Origin of the sequence: Buttiauxella massiliensis (assembly GCF_902500225.1) — a bacterium.
Lineage (GTDB): Bacteria > Pseudomonadota > Gammaproteobacteria > Enterobacterales > Enterobacteriaceae > Buttiauxella > Buttiauxella massiliensis.
In genome coordinates this window covers 110,401-134,347 of record NZ_LR722659.1, presented here as the reverse complement: position 1 = coordinate 134,347, position 23,947 = coordinate 110,401, and the positions used below count along the sequence as shown (strand labels likewise).

22 protein-coding genes and 5 tRNA genes are annotated in these 23,947 nt (G+C 50.2%); 1 reads left to right on the top strand and 26 read right to left on the bottom strand.

Annotation, left to right across the window (positions count from 1 at the left end):
* The first annotated feature begins 238 nt into the window (after nt 1-238).
* Nucleotides 239-1,180 (top strand): CDF family zinc transporter ZitB, encoded by a 942-nt coding sequence (gene zitB / locus GC128_RS17315; protein WP_151995332.1) that lies wholly within the window; start codon nt 239-241, stop codon nt 1,178-1,180.
* Here the strand turns inward: zitB and pnuC are convergent, their stop codons facing one another.
* The 26 genes from pnuC to sdhC all read right to left on the bottom strand — a co-directional run bounded on the left by pnuC (nt 1,181) and on the right by sdhC (nt 23,821).
* Complete coding sequence (pnuC, locus tag GC128_RS17310; RefSeq protein WP_151995331.1) at nt 1,181-1,897, bottom strand: nicotinamide riboside transporter PnuC; 717 nt, start codon at nt 1,895-1,897, stop codon at nt 1,181-1,183.
* Nucleotides 1,898-2,000: 103 nt separating this feature from the next.
* Nucleotides 2,001-3,062, bottom strand: a complete 1,062-nt coding sequence (nadA, locus tag GC128_RS17305) for a quinolinate synthase NadA (protein WP_151995330.1) — start codon at nt 3,060-3,062, stop codon at nt 2,001-2,003.
* Nucleotides 3,063-3,287: 225 nt separating this feature from the next.
* Nucleotides 3,288-3,363: transfer RNA gene (locus GC128_RS17300), tRNA-Lys, on the bottom strand.
* Between the two features lie 3 nt (nt 3,364-3,366).
* Nucleotides 3,367-3,442: transfer RNA gene (locus tag GC128_RS17295), tRNA-Val, on the bottom strand.
* 33 nt (nt 3,443-3,475) lie between these two features.
* A tRNA-Lys gene (locus GC128_RS17290) sits at nt 3,476-3,551 on the bottom strand.
* A gap of 46 nt (nt 3,552-3,597) precedes the next feature.
* Nucleotides 3,598-3,673, bottom strand: a tRNA-Lys gene (locus GC128_RS17285).
* A 44-nt stretch (nt 3,674-3,717) separates the two neighbouring features.
* Nucleotides 3,718-3,793: transfer RNA gene (locus GC128_RS17280), tRNA-Lys, on the bottom strand.
* Between the two features lie 164 nt (nt 3,794-3,957).
* Nucleotides 3,958-4,758, bottom strand: coding sequence for a cell division protein CpoB (cpoB, locus tag GC128_RS17275; protein WP_151995329.1), 801 nt, complete (start codon nt 4,756-4,758; stop codon nt 3,958-3,960).
* A 9-nt stretch (nt 4,759-4,767) separates the two neighbouring features.
* Nucleotides 4,768-5,289 carry a peptidoglycan-associated lipoprotein Pal gene (gene pal, locus GC128_RS17270; protein WP_064512605.1) on the bottom strand — a complete coding sequence of 174 codons (522 nt, stop codon included), beginning with the start codon at nt 5,287-5,289 and terminating at the stop codon, nt 4,768-4,770.
* Between the two features lie 26 nt (nt 5,290-5,315).
* Complete coding sequence (gene tolB / locus GC128_RS17265) at nt 5,316-6,608, bottom strand: Tol-Pal system beta propeller repeat protein TolB (RefSeq protein ID WP_034458746.1); 1,293 nt, start codon at nt 6,606-6,608, stop codon at nt 5,316-5,318.
* Nucleotides 6,609-6,734: 126 nt separating this feature from the next.
* Nucleotides 6,735-8,033 (bottom strand): cell envelope integrity protein TolA, encoded by a 1,299-nt coding sequence (tolA, locus tag GC128_RS17260; RefSeq protein WP_193216276.1) that lies wholly within the window; start codon nt 8,031-8,033, stop codon nt 6,735-6,737.
* A 152-nt stretch (nt 8,034-8,185) separates the two neighbouring features.
* Nucleotides 8,186-8,617 carry a colicin uptake protein TolR gene (tolR, locus tag GC128_RS17255; protein WP_064559844.1) on the bottom strand — a complete coding sequence of 144 codons (432 nt, stop codon included), beginning with the start codon at nt 8,615-8,617 and terminating at the stop codon, nt 8,186-8,188.
* A gap of 10 nt (nt 8,618-8,627) precedes the next feature.
* Nucleotides 8,628-9,314 (bottom strand): Tol-Pal system protein TolQ, encoded by a 687-nt coding sequence (tolQ, locus tag GC128_RS17250; protein ID WP_074391983.1) that lies wholly within the window; start codon nt 9,312-9,314, stop codon nt 8,628-8,630.
* Nucleotides 9,311-9,715 carry a tol-pal system-associated acyl-CoA thioesterase gene (gene ybgC / locus GC128_RS17245; RefSeq protein WP_034458754.1) on the bottom strand — a complete coding sequence of 135 codons (405 nt, stop codon included), beginning with the start codon at nt 9,713-9,715 and terminating at the stop codon, nt 9,311-9,313. Before ybgC ends, tolQ begins: the two co-directional genes overlap by 4 nt.
* Before the next feature lie 147 nt (nt 9,716-9,862).
* Complete coding sequence (ybgE, locus tag GC128_RS17240) at nt 9,863-10,156, bottom strand: cyd operon protein YbgE (protein WP_151995327.1); 294 nt, start codon at nt 10,154-10,156, stop codon at nt 9,863-9,865.
* On the bottom strand, nt 10,156-10,269 hold the full coding sequence (gene cydX / locus GC128_RS17235) for a cytochrome bd-I oxidase subunit CydX (protein WP_064512614.1): 114 nt from the start codon (nt 10,267-10,269) through the stop codon (nt 10,156-10,158). Before cydX ends, ybgE begins: the two co-directional genes overlap by 1 nt.
* 14 nt (nt 10,270-10,283) lie before the next feature.
* Nucleotides 10,284-11,423, bottom strand: a complete 1,140-nt coding sequence (gene cydB, locus GC128_RS17230) for a cytochrome d ubiquinol oxidase subunit II (protein ID WP_151995326.1) — start codon at nt 11,421-11,423, stop codon at nt 10,284-10,286.
* A 15-nt stretch (nt 11,424-11,438) separates the two neighbouring features.
* Nucleotides 11,439-13,007 carry a cytochrome ubiquinol oxidase subunit I gene (cydA, locus tag GC128_RS17225; protein ID WP_151995325.1) on the bottom strand — a complete coding sequence of 523 codons (1,569 nt, stop codon included), beginning with the start codon at nt 13,005-13,007 and terminating at the stop codon, nt 11,439-11,441.
* Between the two features lie 1,161 nt (nt 13,008-14,168).
* The gene (gene sucD / locus GC128_RS17220; RefSeq protein WP_034458762.1) at nt 14,169-15,041 is read right to left on the bottom strand and encodes a succinate--CoA ligase subunit alpha; all 873 of its coding nucleotides are present in this window, start codon (nt 15,039-15,041) and stop codon (nt 14,169-14,171) included.
* Nucleotides 15,041-16,207 (bottom strand): ADP-forming succinate--CoA ligase subunit beta, encoded by a 1,167-nt coding sequence (gene sucC, locus GC128_RS17215; protein ID WP_034458764.1) that lies wholly within the window; start codon nt 16,205-16,207, stop codon nt 15,041-15,043. Before sucC ends, sucD begins: the two co-directional genes overlap by 1 nt.
* A 107-nt stretch (nt 16,208-16,314) precedes the next feature.
* Nucleotides 16,315-17,541: a 2-oxoglutarate dehydrogenase complex dihydrolipoyllysine-residue succinyltransferase gene (gene odhB, locus GC128_RS17210; RefSeq protein ID WP_151995324.1), complete on the bottom strand. Its 1,227-nt coding sequence runs from the start codon at nt 17,539-17,541 to the stop codon at nt 16,315-16,317.
* 14 nt (nt 17,542-17,555) lie between these two features.
* The gene (gene sucA / locus GC128_RS17205) at nt 17,556-20,363 is read right to left on the bottom strand and encodes a 2-oxoglutarate dehydrogenase E1 component (protein ID WP_151995323.1); all 2,808 of its coding nucleotides are present in this window, start codon (nt 20,361-20,363) and stop codon (nt 17,556-17,558) included.
* A 214-nt stretch (nt 20,364-20,577) separates the two neighbouring features.
* Nucleotides 20,578-21,294: a succinate dehydrogenase iron-sulfur subunit gene (locus GC128_RS17200; protein WP_034458770.1), complete on the bottom strand. Its 717-nt coding sequence runs from the start codon at nt 21,292-21,294 to the stop codon at nt 20,578-20,580.
* Between the two features lie 15 nt (nt 21,295-21,309).
* Nucleotides 21,310-23,076 (bottom strand): succinate dehydrogenase flavoprotein subunit, encoded by a 1,767-nt coding sequence (gene sdhA / locus GC128_RS17195; protein ID WP_120066214.1) that lies wholly within the window; start codon nt 23,074-23,076, stop codon nt 21,310-21,312.
* Nucleotides 23,076-23,423 (bottom strand): succinate dehydrogenase membrane anchor subunit, encoded by a 348-nt coding sequence (gene sdhD, locus GC128_RS17190; protein ID WP_034458774.1) that lies wholly within the window; start codon nt 23,421-23,423, stop codon nt 23,076-23,078. The genes sdhA and sdhD overlap by 1 nt, the downstream gene beginning before the upstream one ends.
* Entirely contained in the window at nt 23,417-23,821 is a 405-nt protein-coding gene (sdhC, locus tag GC128_RS17185; RefSeq protein ID WP_193216275.1) for a succinate dehydrogenase cytochrome b556 subunit, read from the bottom strand. Before sdhC ends, sdhD begins: the two co-directional genes overlap by 7 nt.
* Nucleotides 23,822-23,947: the final 126 nt, after the last annotated feature.

Genomic DNA, 23,947 nt, shown 5'->3' with positions numbered 1-23,947 from the left:
GACTTGTTCGACAACGGCCAATTTAAAGGATAGAGGGTAATCGCGTTGCGTGCGTTTAACGTACTGGTTCATCACATTTTCCTCATAGTACGAGTTAAATGTGTCAACGCTATTTAGGACGGGTCACCGGAAAATTAAGGGGAGCTTAGGCTCTCCTTTTTTATGAGCGTTATTCAACAAGTTAACAATGTTAGTGGTTATAATTAGCGCATTGTTGCTTTACGGATACAGAGGAACCATGGCGCATACACATCAACATACCCCGAGTGATTCCAACTCCAGGCGCCTTCTGTGGGCTTTTTCCGTCACAGCGCTCTTTATGGTGGCCGAAGTCATCGGTGGTGTGCTTTCTGGCTCGCTTGCCCTACTCGCTGACGCGGGTCATATGCTGACAGATGCAGCGGCATTACTGGTGGCTTTGCTGGCAGTACAGTTTGCGCGCCGTCCACCAAATACTCACCATACCTTCGGTTGGTTAAGGTTGACGACACTTGCAGCCTTTGTGAATGCCATTGCTCTGGTGGTAATTACGATTCTGATTGTCTGGGAGGCAGTAGTCCGTTTTTATCATCCGCAACCCATAGCCGGCTGGACGATGCTGGTTATTGCGTTTGCCGGGTTACTGGCGAATCTATTTTCATTTTGGATATTGCATCGCGGAAGCGAAGAAAAAAATATTAACGTTCGCGCCGCAGCCCTGCATGTGCTGGGAGATTTGTTAGGTTCGGTAGGAGCCATTGGTGCGGCACTGATCATTCTTTGGACAGGCTGGACACCTATTGACCCTATCCTTTCCATCCTGGTTTCGTGCCTGGTGCTACGTAGCGCATGGAGTTTGCTTAAAGAGAGCGTCAATGAGCTTCTCGAAGGCGCACCTCATGCTTTTGATATTCCGGTACTAAAGCGCAAACTGGCCAGAACCATTCCGGAAGTAAGGAATGTTCATCATGTCCATATCTGGTTAGTTGGTGAGAAGCCGTTGATGACTCTGCATGTTCAGGTGGTACCTCCACACGATCATGATGCTCTGCTAGAACGCATCCATCATTTTTTAAAAGAGGAATATCAGATTGAGCATGCCACGGTGCAGATGGAGTATCAGCTTTGCCATGGGCAGGATTGCGATTTAAACGAGCATGATGAGCATGACCATCCTGGCCATGCTCATCATCACCACTGATTAGGAAAAGGCGCGTGAGCCACGTTCATGCGCACTTTTGATCCACATGCGGCTGCCGTTGAGCGCAATAAACGTCAGGATCAAATACTCCAGCGACATTGCATAGACGCCCTGCAAGGCAAAAATCACCACGCTAATCATGTTAATGATCACCCAAAGTAGCCAGTTTTCGACGTACTTACGAGTCATCAGAATCATCGCCACGATGGACAGTACCATCATGCAAGAGTCCCAGAATGGGAAAGCGTCAGGTTGAAGATCAGGCATCGTTACATTCATGCCTAAAGCCTGCATAACGGAAACCGCCGTATGCGTCAGGAAAGCAAATACCGGATCGATGAATATTGTCATCAGCCCAATAGCACCGACGCAGAATACAATCCAGGCCAGCGCCTTAGGTAATGGTAACCAACGAATATGGAGTGCAGCCTGATTATCACTGGTCTGTCTCGACCAGGCATACCAGCCATAAATATTAGCCGCAAAGAAGAACAGTTGTAGCAGAAGGCTTGCGTAGAGTTGAATCTGGAAGAAAATAATCGCAAAAAGAGTGACGTTAATTAAACCAAATGCGTAGTTGCTGATTTTCTCAAGGCTTGCCAGCCAGATACAGAGTAAACCTGCTAGTGTCCCGACTGCCTCAATCCACGATAAATCATACCCGCCAGCCCCAATGGGTATGTGAACCAAAATGTTCTGCGTGCTAAAAAAGTCCATATTCGCTCCTTTTTAAGGTATTCCCAAAATAATTGGAGCTGCATCAAGGGTACGTGAACGTAGCCAACATAGATGCAGCTTCAAATATGACAGGATAAAATCCTTACGCATTACCCTTAACGTTGCGTCGCAACTCAGCGGCAAAATCTAACATTCGATTTAAAGGCACCAGCGCGCCCTCACGCAGCGCAGCATCAACATGGATCTCGTGTGCCACTCCGCCTTGCTCCAATCCCTCAGCGATGGCTTTAAGGCCGTTCATCGCCATCCATGGGCAATGTGCACAGGTACGGCACGTTGCACCTTCTCCTGCGGTTGGCGCTTCGAACAATTCTTTATCCGGGCATGCCTGCTGCATTTTGTAGAAGATGCCACGATCCGTGGCCACAATCAGTTTCTTATGGGGCAACGTTTTTGCTGCAGCAATCAGCTGGCTGGTAGAACCGACAGCATCGGCCAAATCAACGATTGCTTGCGGTGATTCAGGGTGAACCAATACTGCTGCATCCGGATAAAGTGCTTTCATGCGGGTCAATGCCTGAGTTTTAAACTCGTCATGCACAATACAGGCACCTTGCCAGCACAACACGTCAGCACCAGTCTGCTTTTGAACGTAATTTCCCAGATGACGATCCGGTGCCCAGATGATTTTCTCGCCCAGGCTGTCCAGATGTTCAATTAATTCAACTGCAATGCTGGAAGTCACAACCCAATCCGCACGCGCTTTTACCGCTGCGGAAGTATTAGCATAGACCACCACTGTGCGATCAGGGTGTTGATCGCAGAAGGCGTTGAACTCTTCGATTGGGCAGCCGAGATCCAAAGAGCACTCTGCATTCAGAGTTGGCATCAGAACGGTTTTTTCTGGGCTCAGGATTTTCGAGGTTTCCCCCATAAAGCGCACCCCAGCCACCAACAGAGTGGTTGCTGGATGATTGGCCCCGAAACGTGCCATCTCTAGCGAATCAGAAATACAGCCGCCCGTCTCTTCAGCCAGAGCCTGAATCTCAGGATCAGTGTAATAATGAGCCACCATCACAGCATTCCGCTCTTTCAGCAGACGCTTGATTTTCTCACGGTAAAATTGCTTTTCATCCGCGCTCAAAGGCTGTGGTTTAGGTGGGAAGGGATAAATCGCTGCTTCTGGATCGAACATTACGCTCATAGTGCTTTCTCGTTTGACTGACTTAACCAAATTAGCACTATTCTGGCTAAGACCTACCAGAAATGGCCACGGTTGTTTTGTATGCTAAACAAGATAGCGAATTATGGCGGGATTGTCGTGAGGAATTTACAGTTACCTAAGCCCAATGCCTTCCTTCTGCAGAAGGAAGAAGTCGTTCGGGCTGTAGAAACGAAAAAAGCGCCCAAAGGCGCTTTTTTCTGAATTTGGTGGGGCGTGCAGGATTCGAACCTGCGACCAATTGATTAAAAGTCAACTGCTCTACCAACTGAGCTAACGCCCCGAATGGTGGGTGATGACGGGCTCGAACCGCCGACCCCCTCCGTGTAAAGGAGGTGCTCTACCAACTGAGCTAATCACCCAAACTTCGGTACTACTTCGTACTACTTAAATATTGGTGGGGCGTGCAGGATTCGAACCTGCGACCAATTGATTAAAAGTCAACTGCTCTACCAACTGAGCTAACGCCCCGCTATGCGGTTTACTGCTAATATCGAAGATGCTTTCACTCGAGGAGTGGTGGGGCGTGCAGGATTCGAACCTGCGACCAATTGATTAAAAGTCAACTGCTCTACCAACTGAGCTAACGCCCCGCTATGCGGTTTACTGCTTCTTCAAATACTTACTGCATCGAAATTGGTGGGGCGTGCAGGATTCGAACCTGCGACCAATTGATTAAAAGTCAACTGCTCTACCAACTGAGCTAACGCCCCAATTTCGTGTCACTTTCGGTTTGTTTGATATCCCTTGGCAACGGCGGCATATATTACTGATTTAAGATTTTGACGCAACAAGAATTTCGATCAAGATCACCTAATGGCTTGTGTTTTGTCCGGCTTGACCAGAAAAGCAGCAATATCTGGTCAGGCCGCACACACTACATCGCATTCAGACGTTTTTGAGCCTGCTTTGCACCTTCGGTATTTGGGAACTGTTTGATCACTTGTTGATACACAGCTTTCGCTTTTGCGGTATCGCCTTTGTCTTGCATGATCACACCGACTTTATACATTGCATCTGGAGCCTTAGGTGATTTCGGGTAATTTTTCACCACAGAGGCAAAATAAAACGCCGCATCATCCTTTTTCCCCTTGTTGTAATTCAACTGACCTAACCAATAATTTGCATTTGGCTGGTAAGTTGAATCTGGGTACTTTTTAACAAAACTCTGAAATGCAGCAAGGGCTTCATCCTGACGGGACTTATCCTGCACCATGGCAATAGCCGCATTGTAGTCGCTGTTAGCGTCACCACCTTGCACTGGGGCTGCTGCAGCTGGTGTTTCAGCTGCAGCACCAGCATCAGGTGTAGCTGCCGCTGCAGCTTCCTGATCGGTACTACCAGCCGCTTGTCCTGCTGCTGCACCACCACTACCAAGGCTGTCTATCTGCAATAAAATTTGCTTCTGACGCTCAACAACCTGATTCAATTGGTATTGGCTTTCCTGAATTTGACCACGCAGGGAATCAATATCATTTTGATTATCAGAGAGTTGTTGTTGGAGTTGGGTTAAAAGTTGACTATGAGCGTTAGAAATACGCTCGAGTTGAGTGACACGGTCTTCGACCGAGCCTGAGCCGACACTACTGATTGGCGCCTGAGCAGTAGCGGCCCAAGGGGCCGCTATGCCAACCAGTAACGACAGACTCAACAAGTGATGTCTGAGGTTACTGTTCATGCAGTTCTCTTAGTAAACCAGTACGGCACGACGGTTTTTAGCGTAAGCCGCTTCGTCATGACCCAGTACTGCTGGTTTTTCTTTACCGTAAGAAACGATGGAGATCTGGTCTGCAGAAACGCCTTTACCTTGCAGGTACATCTTAACAGCGCTAGCACGACGCTCACCCAGGGCAATGTTATATTCCGGGGTACCACGTTCGTCCGCATGACCTTCTACGGTCACTTTGTAAGATGGGTTGCTACGCAGGAAGTTAGCGTGTGCATCCAGCATTGCAGCGAAGTCAGAAGAAACATCATACTTATCCAGACCGAAGTATACGATGTTGTTCTGTTGCAGCTGTTGCATCTGCAGGCGAGCCTGTTCTTCAGATGACATGTTGCCATTGCTACCGTTAGCGTCCATACCAGTGCCGGCGCCCAGCATACCTTCGCCGCTCTCGTTGTTGGCGCTCTTGTTAGAACTACACGCAGCGATTGCCATAACAGGCAGTGCCAGCATCAGCCCTTTCAGCACTTTGTTCAGTTGCATTTCTTTGATCCTTTAATATTTTATTATCACAGATACGGCGACCAGGCAGGAGATTTAACCTGACCATCGGTTGCCGGAAGACGCGCTTTGAAACGCCCATCTGTTGAGACCAGATTCAGCACAGATCCCATCCCCTGAGAAGAGCTGTAGATTACCATCGTGCCGTTAGGTGCCAGACTTGGCGTTTCATCCAGGAACGTTGACGATAAAGTTTGTACGCCACCCGCTACCAGATCCTGTTTGGCGATGTGTTGCTGCCCACTATTGGAGCTCACCATCACCATAAACTTACCGTCGGAACTCACATCAGCATTCTGGTTCTGAGGACCTTCCCAAGACAGACGCTGTGGAGCACCACCGTTGATATTCACTTTATAAATCTGCGGACGCCCAGCCTGGTCAGAGGTATAAGCTACATTCTGGCTATCCGGGAACCACGTTGGTTCTGTATTGTTGCTGCGTCCATCAGTTACCTGACGAATCTGACCAGAAGCTATGTCCATAACATACAGGTTCATACTACCGGTTTTAGATAGCGTGAAGGCCAGTTTGCTGCCGTCGGGAGAAAATGCTGGCGCACCGTTATGACGAGGGAACGAAGCTACCTGACGAATTGCACCATTCGCCAGAGTCTGGATAACCAGAGCAGAACGGCCACTTTCAAATGTTACGTAAGCCAGTTTGCTGCCGTCTGGAGACCACGCTGGTGACATCAGCGGTTCAGGAGAACGTTTGACAACGTTGGTGTTGTAGCCGTCGTAATCAGATACGCGCAATTCATACGGGAACTGGCCGCCGTTAGTCTGCACCACATAAGCGATACGAGTACGGAACGCACCTTTAATGCCTGTCAGCTTCTCAAACACTTCATCACTTGCGGTATGACCAGCATAGCGAATCCACTGTTTGTTCACCTTGTAGGAGTTCTGCGCAAGCACAGTACCAGGTGCACCTGAAGTATCAACCAACTGGTAAGCAACGGTATAGCTGCCATCACCGTTTGGTGTAACCTGGCCTACAACAACGGCATCAATACCCAGTGCAGTCCACGCGGCCGGTTGCACTTCCTGAGCGGAGCCAGGCTGCTGCGGTAAGCGTGAACGATCCAGTGGATTGAATTTGCCGCTGTTACGTAAGTCTGCAGCAACGATGCCACCAATATCTTCTGGCGCGGCACCAGGGCCTCCCCATTTAAATGGCGCAACACCAATTGGACGTGCTGAGTCCACCCCTTGGGTGATCTCAATACGAACCTCTGCGTGCAGTACTGCTGCCCACAGCATTAAAAAACTTAATGCAACTCGAAATGCCTGCTTCATCATATCTCCCTTATCTGGACCCACAGCCCACGATAATTTAGCAGAATGTTAACAAACTCAAATACACAAAACTACCAAAACCCTACGACAGATCTTAGCCTGGTGTACAACTTTATTGAGCATCTATCATTGAGGCTTAAAGTCTAATGGAACATTTCTGAAAACCTCATATACCGCTTTAGTTGGAGGCTTAGGAAACTTAGACATACGATTCGTAGCTTGTAGCATTGCCTGGCAAAACGTAGGATCACCACCTTCCTGAGTCACACCCAGCAATGTTCCATCCTGGCCAATTTTCACTCGCAGCGTACAAGTCTTACCTTTGTAAGTATCCCAATCATAAAGATGACCTTTAATTGCGGCCTGCACTAAGGCTGAATAAGCAGCAATGTCACTTTGTGACGCCCCACTCGCACCAGCTGCTGCTCCAGTTGTACTACCTGAACCTGCTTTTCCGCTATTAGCCGTTTTCGGTGCATTCTTACCTGAGCTCAGGTCGCCAAAGAGATCGTCAACGCCCGCAGCGGCAGCTTTATCGGCAGCGGCTTTCTCAGCAGCAGCCTTTTTCTTAGCATCTGCAGCAGCTTTCTTATCAGCAGCACCTTTTGCAGCAGCAGCCTTATCGGCCGCGGCTTTTTCAGACGCAGCTTTCTCGGCGGCGGCAGCTTCTGCTGCTTTTTTCTCAGCATCAGCAGCCTTTTTAGCAGCTTCAGCGGCGGCTTTCTTCTCAGCATCTTGCTGAGCTTTCTTCGCTGCAGCATCTGCGGCTTTCTTCTCGGCTTCCTGCTGAGATTTTTTCGCCGCAGCAGCGGCTTCAGCAGCTGCTTTTTTCTCTGCATCAGCGGCTTTTTTAGCTGCTTCTTCAGTCGCTTTCTTTTGTGCATCTGCAGCAGCTTTCTTCGCCGCTTCTTCCGCAGCCTTCGCCTGGGCGTCGGCCTGAGATTTTGCCTGAGCATCAGCTTGGGCTTTGGCATCTGCTTTGGCTTTCGCCGCCGCTGCTTCAGCTTGCTTCTGTTGCTCCTGCGCTTCTTTAGCGGCTTCTTGCGCTTGCTTCTGCTGATCTGCTTGTTGCTTCGCTTGTTCCTGCGCTTCCAGGCGTTCTTTCTCCAGTTGCTTCAGACGCTGTTGTTCAGCAGCCTGTTTTTCCTGAAGTTCTTCAGCCTGTTGTTGCGCTTGTTTCTCGCGTTGCTCCGCCGCACGTTTGCTGCTCGACTGCTGTTGCTGCTGGCGATTGTACTGTTGAACAACTGCACCTGGGTCGACCATGACCGCGTCAATAGCCGAACCCCCACCGCCGCCAGCACTGGCGTCGATGTGCTCGTCAAACGAACTCCAAATCAGGACTGCAATCAAAATGATATGCAGGATCACTGAGACGATTATCGCGCGCTTGAGCTTATCGTTTTCTATGGTTGCCTTTGACACTATCGGTTCCCAAATATAGCAAGATATATCCGTCATACTTCAAGTTGCAGGGGCGTTGGCTGCACTCCCTCACCCCAGTCACTTACTTAAGTAAGCTCTTGGGGATTCACTCACTTGCCGCCTACCTGCAACATGAATTATTTAGGAATAGATCAGATTGGCTGCGTCATCAGACCGACGGATTTAACACCTGCACTGTGCAGCATGTTCAGTGCTTTGATGATTTCCTCATAAGGAACATCTTTAGCACCACCGATCAAAAAGACCGTTTTTGGATTTGCCTGCAAACGACGTTGTGCTTCCGCAACAACCTGTTCTGACGGCAACTGATCCATACGATCTTTCTCTACCACCACGCTGTACTGCCCTACCCCGGACACTTCAATAATGACCGGCGGTTCATCGTTACTGCTCACCGTCTGCGAATCTGTCGCATCCGGCAAATCTACCTCAACGCTTTGTGTAATGATTGGAGCAGTTGCCATAAAAATAAGCAACAATACCAACAGTACGTCCAGCAGAGGAACGATGTTAATTTCGGACTTTAATTCCCGACGACCACGCCCACGTCCACGTCTGGCCATGACTTACCCCTTACTGCTTATCGCTGCTGGTAAAAGCCTGACGGTGCAGGATAGCCGTGAACTCTTCCATGAAGTTGTCGTAATTCAATTCCAGTTTGTTCACACGTTGGTTCAGGCGGTTATACGCCATAACCGCAGGGATTGCAGCGAACAGGCCGATTGCAGTTGCAATCAGTGCTTCTGCAATACCTGGAGCAACCATCTGCAATGTCGCTTGTTTCACCGCACCGAGTGCGATAAAGGCGTGCATGATCCCCCAAACCGTGCCAAACAGACCAATATACGGGCTGATGGAACCCACAGTTCCGAGGAAAGGAATATGAGTTTCTAGCGTTTCCAACTCACGGCTCATGGAAATACGCATGGCGCGAGATGCCCCTTCAACGACTGCTTCTGGTGCGTGCGTATTAGCACGATGCAGTCGGGCAAACTCTTTAAAACCTGAATAGAAAATTTGTTCAGAGCCAGCAAGACTGTCACGGCGGCCCTGGCTTTCTTGATAGAGACGGGACAATTCAATGCCCGACCAGAACTTATCTTCAAAAGCTTCTGCTTCACGAGTAGCAGCATTGAGGATTCGCGTTCGCTGAATAATGATTGCCCATGATGCAATGGAAAAACCAATCAAAATCAACATGATAAATTTGACCAGAAGGCTTGCCTTCAGGAACAAATCAAGGATATTCATGTCAGTCACTGCTTGAACTCCGCGACAATAGACTTGGGAAGCGCACGAGGCTTCATTAGGTGTGGATCAACACAGACGATCAGGACCTCAGCTTCGTTGAGTACCTGATTATCGGCATTGACGATTCGCTGTGTAAATACCATAGAGGTACCACGCATCGATGTAATTTCACTTTGGATTTCGAGTAAATCGTCGAGTCGGGCAGGCGCCAAATAATCCACAGTCATTCTGCGGACAACAAAGGCGACGCGCTCTGCCAACAAATCTTGCTGGCTAAAATGGTGATGGCGCAACATTTCAGTGCGTGCTCTTTCATAGAAAGCAACATAACTGGCGTGGTATACCACACCACCGGCGTCAGTGTCTTCGTAATAGACACGAACCGGCCATCGAAACAGCGTTGTACTCACAATACATCCCGGTAATGCAATTTAACGTTGCTACTATACGCAAGAGGATGGGGGTTGGGAATGGGTAGCATTAAACGTTAGGTAAATATTTATGGGCTTGTTAAAGCCCATAAATATTAAGTGAAATGCGCTGAGGTTAAAGAAGCATCAGAAGAAGAAAATAGCCAGTCCTGCCAGCAAGACTAATTGTGCGGGTAATGGGCTAAAAATCCCCTGCCACAGCACTTTACGAGGGCGAAAACCCACGCCATGAATCACGCCGGTGCATACAGCCCACATCAGCAAAAAACCATGCCAGATTTCAAGACTACTGGTTTTCGCCGCAAAGCGGGACGGGTCCCAAAATATACACACGGCAAGAACTAATGCCATTATCAAGGAAAGAGCCCTTAGAGGGCTCTTATCCATTACCGCATAAAGCTTCGCGATAATTGCTTCCATCAAATTTCTTCTTTACCGGCTTTAGCAGCTTCAACATGCTCAAGTGCCAGGGCGGTAATGATGCCAAAAGCACAGGCAAGAAGCGTCCCCAGAATCCATGCAAAGTACCACATAATCAGCTCCTTACTTAGTACAGAGAGTGGGTGTTGCTTTCGATATGCTCTTTGGTGATTCGACCGAACATTTTCCAGTAACACCAGGTGGTGTAGATAAGAATGATCGGTACAAATACCGCAGCAACATAGGTCATCACATTCAGAGTTAACTGGCTGGATGTTGCATCCCACATGGTGAGGCTAGCGTTCAACATGGTGCTCGAAGGCATCACGAACGGGAACATCGCCACACCGGCAGTCAGAATGACACAAGCCAGAGTCAGTGAGGAGAACACGAATGCCATCGCGCCTTTCTCAAGACGAGACATCAGCACAGTCAACAGTGGCAGAACCACACCCAGAGCAGGGATGAGCCATAGAATCGGCATATTATTGAAGTTCACCATCCAGGCACCAGCCTGACGAGCGACTTCTTTAGTCAGCGGATTCGATGCTGCATGGTGGTTCAGCTCTGAAGTCACAACGTAACCATCGATGCCGTAAATCACCCAAACACCAGCAAGTGCGAAGCACACCATCATCACCAGCGCTGAAATTTGCGCAGCGGCTTTAGCACGCAGATGCAGTTCACCCACAGTACGCATTTGCAGGTAAGTTGCACCCTGAGCAAGGATCATGGAAACGCTCACGACACCAGCCAACAGGCCAAACGGATTCAGCAACTGGAAGAAGTTACCGGTGTAGTACAGACGCAGATACTCATCAACGTGGAACGGCACGCCTTGCAGCAAGTTGCCGAACGCCACACCGATAACCAACGGCGGCACAAAACTACCAATGAAAATGCCCCAGTCCCACATGCCACGCCAGCGCATGTCTTCAATCTTCGAACGGTAGTCAAAACCTACCGGACGGAAGAATAATGAAGCCAGTACCAGAATCATTGCCACATAGAAACCAGAGAACGCAGCTGCATAAACCATCGGCCAGGCAGCGAACAATGCGCCACCAGCGGTGATGAGCCATACCTGGTTACCATCCCAGTGAGGGGCGATGGAGTTCACCATAATGCGGCGTTCAACGTCAGATTTGCCAATGATGCGAGACAACATGCCCACACCCATGTCAAAGCCGTCGGTGACTGCAAAACCAATCAGCAGAATGCCAACCAGCAGCCACCAGATAAAACGCAATACTTCATAATCGATCATTTGACGACTCCTGTCTTAGCGTGCCGGCTGAGAGGTCACATTGGACTGCTCAAAGTGATAGCGACCTGTTTTCAGACTGCTCGGCCCAAGGCGAGCAAATTTGAACATCAGGAACAGTTCCGCCACCATAAACAGCGTGTAAAGGCCGCAAATCAGTACCATGGAGAAGATCAGATCGCCCACAGTCAGAGAGGAGTTAGCAACCGCAGTTGGCAATACCTCACCAACAGCCCATGGTTGACGACCGTATTCGGCAACAAACCAACCAGATTCAATCGCAATCCACGGCAACGGGATACCATAGAGCGCCGCACGCAACAGCCATTTTTTCGAGCCGATTGCATTACGCGTCACAGTCCAGAACGAAGCCGCGATGATGAACAGCATCAGGAAGCCACAGCCAACCATGATACGGAATGCAAAGTACAGCGGAGCTACACGAGGAATAGAATCCTTAGTTGCTTTCTGAATCTGCTCTTCCGTCGCGTCAGAGACGTTCGGGGTATAGCGTTTGAGCAGCAAACCATAACCCAGGTCTTTCTTGACTGACTCAAAGTTATCGCGAACCGCCTGGTCTTTAGAACCTGCACGTAACTGTTCCAGAAGGCTATAAGCCTTCATACCGTTACGAATACGTTCTTCGTGTTGCACCATCAGGTCTTTCAGACCAATAACTTGCTTATCCACAGAGCGGGTGGCGATGATGCCAAGCGCGTATGGGATCTGAATCGCATAGCTATTTTCCTGCTTGTCCTGGTCCGGGATACCAAACAGCGTAAATGATGCTGGAGCCGGTTGAGTTTCCCACTCAGCTTCAATAGCAGCCAATTTGGTTTTCTGCACGTCACCCATTTCGTAACCGGATTCATCACCCAGCACGATTACAGACAGGATTGCCGCCATACCGAAGCTTGCAGCGATTGCAAAAGAACGCTTCGCAAATGCAACGTCACGGCCTTTAAGCAAGTAGTAAGAACTCACACCGAGGATGAACATCGCACCGCACACGTAACCAGAAGCCACGGTGTGAACGAATTTCACCTGCGCAACTGGGTTAAGGACCAGTTCGGAGAAACTGACCATCTCCATACGCATGGTTTCGAAGTTGAAGTCGGAAGCAATTGGGTTCTGCATCCAGCCGTTTGCGACCAGAATCCACAGCGCGGAAAGGTTGGAGCCAAGTGCCACCAGCCAGGTTACCGCCATGTGTTGGACTTTGCCGAGGCGATCCCAACCGAAGAAGAATAGACCTACAAAGGTGGATTCAAGGAAGAATGCCATCAGGCCTTCGATGGCCAGTGGGGCACCAAAAATGTCACCCACATAGTGTGAATAGTAAGACCAGTTTGTACCGAACTGGAACTCCATGGTTAAACCGGTAGCCACGCCCAAAGCAAAGTTGATACCAAACAACTTGCCCCAGAACTTGGTCATATCTTTATAAATTTGCTTACCTGACAGAACGTACACTGTTTCCATGATGGCCAACAAAAACGCCATACCGAGCGTTAGTGGCACAAAAAGAAAGTGGTACATCGCGGTCAAGGCAAACTGTAAGCGCGACAGTTCGACAATATCCAACATCTTGACTCCTTGCTCTTCGCATGAAGACTTCGACCGTGGCTCACCGTAAGGAAAACCACAACGCATGCCCTAATACAAAAACATTAGCTTCCAGACTTCATCCCTTCGCCATTTTATTTGCATGTAACGAAGAAAGATGAAAGGTTACAAACACGTTAATAAAAACCAAAATAATCCGCAAATATATTACCCTGCAATTTCCCTACAATAAATAGGTAATTGCTTAGTGTTATTTACGTTTCTCGACAGTGATCAATTTATAGCGAAAATGTCCCTTAACAGCCAGTTTGATCTGCAACAATTTACGCTGTTTTGCATACTACTAGCCAGTTTTAGATATTGATCTAGCGCAATTTATTCCCTGATTGTTAATTTAGTTTCTCGCTTAAATTAATAGTAAATTTGATGTTAATGATATGTTTTGAAGGTATCACTAAGGTTAATGGAAAAATGACATCCATAAACAAAAACTATTAATTGCAGATAAGTTAAAAAATAAATTCCTAACGTTAACAGCCATGGTTTTTTATCTTCACCCGCTATTTTCATCGGACCGTTTCTTTCATTACCTAAAATTAACAATTGATTTACTTTTAAAGTTTCATTATTTAACAAGATACTGTTTTTGATGAGGTTAGTAGTCAGTAGTGTAGTCCTTAAAAACACAAACCACTTAAAAACCCGACCTTAAAAAACGGCAGGATTCCGCTCAATGAGCCATTACCAGATACGATTCTTACGGCATGTGAGAGCGGAAAGGTTTGGACTCCACTCCCCTTGCTGATTGTTGTTTCAGTGAATTTTCACCCATTCTCCCTTTGTGATATTCAACACACCAGTAATCATGCTCCAAGAGCGATGATAGAAGTCGAAGTCAGAGGGTTTCTGCTTTTTAAGCTGCTCAGGCAGCCAAATCACTCAAGGCGCTATAAGTGGCTGTTAAGGGAATACTGTCATCAATGACCGTGAATTTTGGCCATAAAAAAGGCCGCTCATTGAGCGGCCAACCATGTCGAACAATTATGATACCCGTTAGCATTCGAGTTGCAGGTAGGCGGCCAGGGAGCTTATCCCGATGAGCTTACTTGAGTAAGTGATTCGGGTAAGTGAGTGCAGCCAACACCCCTGCAGCTTGAAGGATGACGGGTATATTAGTTCTGCTTACTGAGGCAAAATAGCTTTCAGTGCGTCACCGATGTCAGCCAGGCTGCGAACGGTTTTCACGCCTGCGGCTTCCAGTGCTGCGAATTTCTCATCCGCTGTGCCTTTACCACCCGCGATGATGGCACCTGCGTGGCCCATACGCTTGCCTTTCGGCGCAGTGACACCCGCGATGTAACCAACAACTGGCTTGGTGACATGCTCTTTGATGTAAGCGGCTGCTTCTTCTTCAGCGCTACCGCCGATCTCACCGATCATCACGATAGCTTCAGTCTTCGGATCTTCCTGGAACATCTTCAGAATGTCGATGAAGTTAGAACCCGGGATCGGGTCACCACCGATGCCGACACAAGTCGACTGGCCCAAACCGATATCGGTAGTCTGTTTAACCGCTTCATACGTCAACGTACCAGAACGGGAAACGATACCCACTTTGCCTGGCAGATGAATATGACCCGGCATAATGCCGATTTTGCACTCGCCTGGGGTGATAACGCCAGGGCAGTTTGGCCCAATCATGCGCACGCCAGCTTCGTCCAGTTTCACTTTCACAGTCAGCATATCCAGGGTCGGGATGCCTTCGGTGATGGTGATAATCAGCTTAATGCCTGCGTCGATTGCTTCCAGAATGGAGTCTTTGCAGAACGGTGCCGGAACGTAGATTACAGATGCGGTCGCACCAGTTGCTTCTACTGCTTCACGCACAGTGTTAAACACTGGCAGGCCGAGATGCTCGGTGCCGCCTTTGCCTGGCGTAACACCGCCAACCATTTGCGTACCGTATGCAATCGCCTGCTCGGAGTGGAAAGTCCCCTGGCTGCCGGTAAAGCCCTGGCAAATAACCTTGGTATTTTTATCGATCAAAATGGACATTATTTCCCCTCCACGGCAGCAACAACCTGCTGTGCTGCATCCGTCAGACTTTTCGCTGCAATAATATTCAGGCCGCTATCAGCCAGTTTCTTCGCACCCAGTTCCGCGTTGTTACCTTCCAGACGAACAACCACTGGAACGTTAACACCGACTTCGGCAACCGCGCCGATGATACCGTCTGCAATCAGGTCGCAACGCACGATGCCGCCGAAGATGTTCACCAGAACCGCTTTCACTTTGTCGTCAGACAGAATGATTTTGAATGCTTCAGTCACGCGCTCTTTGGTTGCGCCGCCGCCAACGTCGAGGAAGTTAGCCGGTTCGCCGCCGTGCAGTTTAACGATGTCCATGGTGCCCATTGCCAGGCCCGCACCGTTAACCATGCAACCGATGTTGCCATCAAGGGCAACGTAGTTCAGTTCCCACTGTGCAGCCTGAGATTCACGCGCATCTTCCTGGCTTGGGTCACGCATTTCACGCAGCTCTGGCTGGCGGAACAATGCGTTGCCATCAGCGCCCAGTTTGCCATCAAGGCACACCAGATCGCCCTGCTTAGTGATAACCAGCGGGTTGATTTCGATAAGCGCCAGGTCGCGCTCAAGGAAGATGTTCGCCAGACCCATAAAGATCTTGGTGAACTGCTGAACTTGTTTACCTTCCAGACCCAGTTTGAATGCCAGTTCACGGCCCTGGTAAGGCATTGGGCCTGCCAGCGGATCCAGTGCAACTTTGTGGATCAGGTGCGGGGTTTCTTCCGCAACTTTCTCAATTTCAACGCCACCTTCGGTAGACGCCATAAACACTACGCGACGGGAGCTACGATCAACCACCGCGCCAAGATACAGTTCTTTATCAATGTCAGTCGCAGCTTCAACCAGAATCTGATGAACCGGCTGGCCATTGGCATCTGTCTGGTAGGTAACCAGGCGTTTGCCCAGCCAGTGTTCAGCAAAAGCACGGATGTCTTCTTTACTGTTAACCACTTTCACGCCGCCCGCTTTACCGCGGCCACCAGCATGAACCTGACATTTCACCACCCACGGACCTGCACCAATTTTTGATGCCGCTTCTTCCGCTTCACGCGGTGTATTACAGGCGTAACCGACTGGAGCCGGCAGGCCATATCGAGCAAACAACTGTTTCGCCTGATACTCGTGTAAGTTCATGAGTTCTATCATCCTTCAGGGTAATCGTTATAAACCTGTAGGCCGGTGCGCTATTCATACCAGATGGCGCGCAGCTTTCGGCCTACAGTGCAGGTGATGCTTTAAAACTAAACGTCCAGCAGCAGACGAGTCGGATCTTCGAGCAATTCTTTGATTGCTACCAGATAACCCACTGATTCACGGCCATCGATCAAACGGTGATCGTAAGACAGCGCCAGATACATCATCGGCAGGATCTCAACTTTACCGTCAACCGCCATCGGGCGATCTTTGATAGCGTGCATACCGAGGATCGCGCTCTGCGGCGGGTTGATGATCGGAGTCGACATCAGGGAACCGAACACACCACCGTTGGTGATGGTGAAGTTACCGCCAGTCAAATCTTCAACGGTCAGTTTGCCGTCACGGCCTTTCACTGCCAGCTCTTTGATGCGTTTTTCGATGTCAGCCATACCCAAGGTATCAACATCACGCAGTACCGGAGTCACCAGACCACGTGGAGTTGAAACCGCGATGCTAACGTCGAAGTAGTTGTGGTAAACCACGTCTTCGCCGTCGATAGAAGCATTCACTTCTGGATAGCGTTTCAGCGCTTCAACCACCGCTTTGATGTAGAAGGACATAAAGCCCAGACGCACACCGTGGCGTTTTTCGAAAGAGTCACCGTACTGCTTACGCAGATCCATGATTGGCTTCATGTTCACTTCGTTAAACGTGGTGAGCATGGCGGTAGAGTTTTTCGCCTCCAGCAGACGCTCAGCAACGCGTTTGCGCAGGCGAGTCATTGGAACGCGTTTCTCGCTACGGCCAGCAATTGGTGCAACCGGAGCTTTAGTTTCAACAGCCGCTTTAGCTGCCGCAGGTTGAGCCGCTTTCGCCTGGGTCAGATGCTTATCAACATCCTCACGGGTGATACGGCCACCGACGCCGCTACCTTTAATGGCGTTAGCATCCAGAGAATGCTCTGCAATCAGGCGCCGAATAGCCGGGCTGAGTGCGTCATTGCTCTGCTCTTCCAGAGAAGCCTGCTGGCGCTGTGCCGGGGTAGACTCTTTGCTTTCTGTTTTCGCAGAAGTCTCTTTACCGGCGCTGTTACCTTCACGCAGGCGGCCCAAAATTTGACGAGAAGTTACGGTTGTACCTTCATCTTCCAGTACAGCATCCAGAACACCATCTGCAGACGCCGGTACTTCCAGTACCACTTTGTCAGTTTCGATTTCCACCAGCACTTCGTCACGGGTAACGGTGTCACCCGGTTTTTTATGCCAGGTAGCAACGGTTGCATCGGCAACGGACTCAGGCAGGTCAGGAACTAGAATATCTACGCTACTCATTTTTTATCCTTTAATTAATCGACGTTCAGCGCGTCATTAACCAGATCTTGCTGCTGCTTCTGGTGAACGGACAAGTACCCTACCGCAGGTGATGCGGAGGCTGGGCGACCTGCGTAACGCAGACCTGATCCAAATGGAACTACTTCACGGAAATGGTGCTGGCTGCAGTACCAGGCGCCCTGGTTAAGCGGCTCTTCCTGGCACCAGACAAAATCATGTACGTGAGCAAATGGTTTCAACACTTCCTGCATCGCCTGATGCGGGAATGGATATAACTGTTCGATGCGCACAATTGCCACATCTTTCTGGCCGTTCTTACGACGCTGTTCCAGCAAATCGTAATAAACCTTACCAGAACACATTACCACGCGTTTCACGCCAGCAGGATCCAGCTCGTCAACTTCGCCGATTGCAGGCAAGAAGGTGCCGTTAGCCAGTTCATCCATAGTGGAAACCGCCAGTGGGTGACGCAGTAAAGATTTCGGTGACATAACTACCAGCGGACGGCGCATACCGCGCAGCGCCTGACGACGCAGCATGTGGTAAACCTGTGCTGGAGTCGAAGGGACGCAAACCTGCATGTTCTGTTCCGCACACAGCTGGAGATAACGTTCCAGACGTGCAGAGGAGTGCTCCGGGCCCTGGCCTTCGTAACCGTGTGGCAGCAACATCACCAGGCCACACATACGGCCCCACTTCTGCTCGCCGGAACTGATGAACTGGTCAATCACAACCTGAGCGCCGTTAGCGAAGTCGCCGAACTGGGCTTCCCAGATGGTCAGTGTACGAGGTTCCGCAGTGGCATAACCGTATTCGAACGCCAATACCGCTTCTTCAGACAGCACGGAGTCCCAGACTTTGAACTCGCCCTGGCTGTTGTGAACGTGTTGCAGCGGTGTGTAAGTCGAACCGTTAGTCTGGTTGTGAATAACGGCGTGACGGTGGAAGAACGTTCCACGACCCACATCTTCACCGGACAAACGTACAGAAACGCCTTCATCAACCAGGGTTGCGTACGCCAGGTTTTCAGCCGCGCCCCAATCGAATTTCTTCGCGCCGTTCGCCATTTCCATACGGTCACTGTAGATTTTCGCCACACGTGACTGCATCTCAACGGTTTCTGGTGCGCTGCTAATACGCTTAGCCAGCTCCTGCAAACGCTTCATCTCTACCTTGTTCGGATAGCTCTCATCCCACTCGTGGTTGAGGTATGGCGACCAGGTAAATGAATGCATGTTCATCGGGCGGTATTCTTCCACCACACACTCGCCAGCATCCAGTGCGTCACGGTAGAGATTCACCATTTCGGTGGCATCTTCAAGCGTCGCCAGCTTTTGCTGCTCCAGACGGTCTGCGTAAATCTTACGCGGCGTCGGGTGTTTCTTGATTTTCTGGTACATCACAGGCTGCGTTGCACTTGGCTCATCAGCTTCGTTGTGACCATGGCGACGGTAGCAAACCAGGTCGATAAACACGTCGCGCTTAAAGGTATTACGGAAATCCAGCGCCAGACGAGTGACAAACGCCACTGCTTCCGGGTCATCCGCATTCACGTGGAAAATCGGTGCCATCACCATCTTACCGATATCGGTACAGTACGGCGTGGAGCGCGCATCCAGTGGGTTGGAGGTGGTGAAACCAATCTGGTTGTTGATAACGATGCGAACGGTACCGCCCACTTCGTAACCACGCGCTTTGGACATGTTCAGAGTTTCCTGAACCACACCCTGCCCGGCAACCGCTGCGTCACCGTGAATGGTGATTGGCAGAACCTGGTTGCTGCCTGGTTTATCTAAACGATCCAGACGTGCACGCACAGAACCGATAACCACCGGGCTGACGATTTCAAGGTGCGATGGGTTAAACGCCAGCGCCAGGTGAACCAGGCCGCCTTCGGTTTCAACGTCAGATGAGAAGCCCATGTGGTACTTCACATCGCCAGTGCCGAGGTGCTCTTTATGTTTACCAGCAAATTCGTCGAACAACTCCTGCGGCTTTTTACCCAGTACGTTGATCAGTACGTTCAGGCGTCCACGGTGTGCCATGCCCAGAACCACTTCACGTGTGCCGCTCTTGCCCGCATGGCGGATCATCTCTTTGAGCATTGGCACCAGTGCGTCACCACCTTCCAGCGAGAAGCGTTTCGCGCCTGGGAATTTCGCACCCAGGTAACGCTCAAGGCCTTCTGCTGCGGTCAGCTCGCTCAAGAAGCGTTTCTTTTCTTCAACGGTAAACGTTGAGTGCCCAACCACAGATTCAATGCGCTGCTGAATCCAGCGTTTCTCTTCAGTGTTGGTGATGTGCATATATTCCGCACCGATCGAACCGCCATACGTCTGCTTGAGCGCATCAATCAAGTCAGCAAGCTTCATGGTCTCTTTGCCGCTGGCAAAAGAACCTACATTGAAGGTTTCCTGAAGATCGGCATCAGTCAGATTGTGGAATGCTGGGTCAAGATCTGGAACCGCGTCCTGTTTCCACAAACCAAGTGGATCAAGGTTTGCAGCCTGATGCCCACGGAAACGCCAGGCGTTGATCAGCTGCAACACTTTGACTTGCTTGACGTCGGTGTCAGGGTCGGTGATTGCGGTGGAATAACGTGAGGCATCCTTCGCCAGACGACGGAAATAATCACGTGTTTTGGAATGGAATTGATCCGGTCTGGCCCCGGTTCCAGGTAATTGCTGGAACATTGAGCGCCAGTGCGCATCAACAGAGTCAGGATCGGTTAAGAAGTCTTCATAGAGCTGCTCTATCCAGGACTGGTTTGCACCTGCCAGGTAAGAGGAATCCAGCCAGGCTTTCATTTCGCCGTTCTGCATCGTGATCCCTTAAGCATTTTTATGCTTATTTCGCCGTGAATAACTATTACGTACAAAATACAGAAGTTGTACGCATTACCGGGGTTCACAACTACGAGCCTTTTTCCTTTCCAGGCGACTCGAGAAGGAACCTTTAAAAACTGTCGCAACAGGGCAGTTTTTAAAGGTTTCCTGCAATTTATTCCCCTCTCCCATCGGGAGAGGGAACGAAAAGCTAGGCACTCTTTTGCAGCAGCATCGACTTAATGTGGCCGATGGCTTTCGTCGGGTTCAATCCCTTAGGACAAACACTGACGCAATTCATGATGCTATGGCAGCGGAATACGCTGAAAGCGTCACTCATACCATCCAGACGACTTGCCGTTTCGGTATCACGGCTGTCAATCAGGAAGCGATACGCCGCCAGTAAACCTGCCGGGCCGATGAATTTGTCCGGGTTCCACCAGAACGACGGGCAGGAGGTCGAGCAACACGCACAAAGAATGCACTCGTACAGACCATCCAATTTCTCACGCTGCTCAGGAGATTGTAAATGCTCGCGAGCCGGTGGATTTTGCCCATTATTCAACAGGTAAGGCTTAATCTTCTCATATTGGGCATAGAATTGTCCCATGTCTACCACCAGATCCCGCACAACCGGCAATCCAGGCAGTGGACGGATCACAATCTTCTGCTTTCCGTTACCCAACGCGGAGATTGGCGTGATGCAAGCCAGGCCGTTCTTGCCATTCATGTTCACACCGTCGGAGCCACAAACCCCTTCACGGCAAGAACGACGGAACGACAGCGTCGGGTCTTTTTCTTTCAGTTGCATCAGCGCGTCAAGCAACATCATGTCGCGCCCTTCTTCCCCTTCCAGGGTGTACTCCTGCATACGCGGAGCATCGTCAACGTCCGGGTTGTAGCGATAAATAGAGAATTCGAGTTTCATCACTTTGCTCCGCTATTAATAAGAACGCACTTTCGGCGGGAATGCCGGACGCAGTTTCGGCTGCATGTTCACCTCACGGCGCGTCATGCTTTCCGACTCAGGCAGATACAGGCTATGGCACAGCCAGTTTGCATCGTCACGTTCCGGATAGTCGAAGCGGCTATGCGCGCCACGGCTTTCGGTGCGGAAGTTAGCGGATACAGCAGTTGCGTAAGCAGTTTCCATCAGGTTATCAAGCTCCAGGCACTCAACACGCTGGGTGTTGAACTCGCTTGAAGTGTCATCCAGCCGGGCGTTTTTCAGGCGTTCGCGGATTTGCTTCAGCTGCTCAAGGCCTTTCGCCATCGCATCACCTTCACGGAATACCGAGAAGTTGTGCTGCATACATTCCTGAAGCGCTTTACGGATTTGCACCGGATCTTCGCCGTTGCGGTTGCCATTCCAACGGTTCAGGCGCTCCAGAGCGGCATTAATTTCGTCTTCAGTTGCGTCACGCAGCTCGCCTTGTTCCTGGATAGACTCCAGCAAATGCATGCCCGCAGCACGGCCAAACACCACCAAATCCAAAAGTGAGTTGCCGCCCAGGCGGTTGGCTCCGTGAACAGATACACAGGCGATTTCACCGACGGCAAACAGGCCAGGAATCAGAACGTCTTCGCCCTGCTCATTCACTGTCAGCGCTTGCCCGGTCACTTTGGTCGGAATACCGCCCATCATGTAGTGGCAAGTTGGGATAACCGGAATTGGCTCTTTAATCGGGTCAACATGGGCAAAGGTACGAGACAGCTCAAGAATACCCGGCAGACGGGATTCCAGAACTTCTTTACCTAAGTGATCAAGTTTCAGTTTGGCGTGTGGACCCCATGGGCCATCGCAACCGCGACCTTCACGGATTTCAATCATGATGGAGCGAGCAACAACATCGCGTCCAGCAAGGTCTTTAGCGTTTGGCGCATAGCGCTCCATGAAACGCTCGCCATGTTTGTTCAGCAGATAGCCGCCTTCACCACGACAACCTTCAGTGACCAGTACACCCGCGCCAGCAATGCCGGTTGGGTGGAACTGCCACATTTCCATATCTTGTACTGGCACACCTGCACGCAACGCCATGCCTACACCGTCGCCGGTATTAATGTGCGCGTTAGTGGTGGACTGATAAATACGGCCTGCACCGCCGGTTGCCAGAATGGTGGCTTTCGCTTTGAAGTAAACCACTTCGCCGGTTTCGATACACAGCGCGGTGGTACCGACTACGGCACCATCGGCATTTTTCACCAGATCAAGCGCATACCATTCGGAGAAGATCGTGGTTTTGTTTTTCAGGTTTTGCTGATAAAGCGTGTGCAGTAATGCGTGACCGGTACGGTCAGCCGCTGCCGCAGTACGTGCCGCTTGCTCGCCGCCGAAGTTCTTCGACTGGCCGCCAAATGGACGCTGATAAATAGTGCCATCTTCAAGACGGGAGAACGGCAACCCCATGTGCTCCAGTTCCAGAATCGCTTCCGGGCCAGTTTTGCACATATATTCAATGGCGTCCTGGTCACCAATGTAGTCGGAACCTTTTACCGTGTCATACATATGCCATTCCCAGTTGTCTTCGTGGGTATTACCCAGCGCAACGGTGATACCACCTTGCGCAGACACGGTATGGGAACGGGTTGGGAAAACTTTAGATAACAAGGCACAAGTCTGGCCGCCTTGTGAAATTTGCAGTGCGGCGCGCATACCTGCACCACCAGCACCGATCACGACTGCATCAAACTCTCTGACTGGTAAACTCATTACACACCCCACACCACAACGAATCCATAAATGACGTAAACCAGCAGTGCAACAACAATAACAAGTTGCAGGCCAAGACGAATCGCCACTGGTTTAACGTAGTCGGTCAACACCTGCCACATGCCAATCCAGGCATGGATCAAAATTGAGAACAATGTCAGCAGGGTGAAGACTTTGGTGAAGGCGGAGCCGAAGAAACCACTCCAGACCTCGTAGGTTAAATCGCCAGTAACAGCGAAGAACCCGATCATATAAATGATGTACAGGGTGATGACGATGGCGGAGGCACGGACCAATATATAGTCATGCACACCATTGCGACCTAATGCGGAGGCATTGCTTACCATACGAGGACTCCTGCGAGAATTGAAAGCACGACAGTAATAACAAATGAAATCATCGCGGATCGTTTGCCCGCTATCAGGGTTTCTTCCAGCAAACCGGCGTCCATCATGATGTGGCGGATGCCCACAACAACGTGATAAGCCAGTGCTGTGAGGATGCCCCACATAATGAATTTAACAAAGAAGCTACTCATTATTGCTGACGCAACAAGGAAGCCTTCTGGAGACGAGAGTGACTGGCCTAACAACCACAGTAGGATGCCTACAGCCACAAAGGTGATCACGCCGGATACACGATGGAGGATGGAAGCGATTGCAGTGACGGGGAACCTCATCGTTGTGAGATCGAGATTTACAGGTCTTTGTTTTTTCGCATTTTTTATCATGAATAGCGCCCACATGCTGTTCTTATAGTTTCCTTCCTCCGGATCTGCAGGCGGGGTCAGACAGCGTGAACTTTCTATAACTGTGCGTCATGCAAAAACAGCTACATCCAGATGCCAAAAAGCTGGCTACAACGCTGGGTG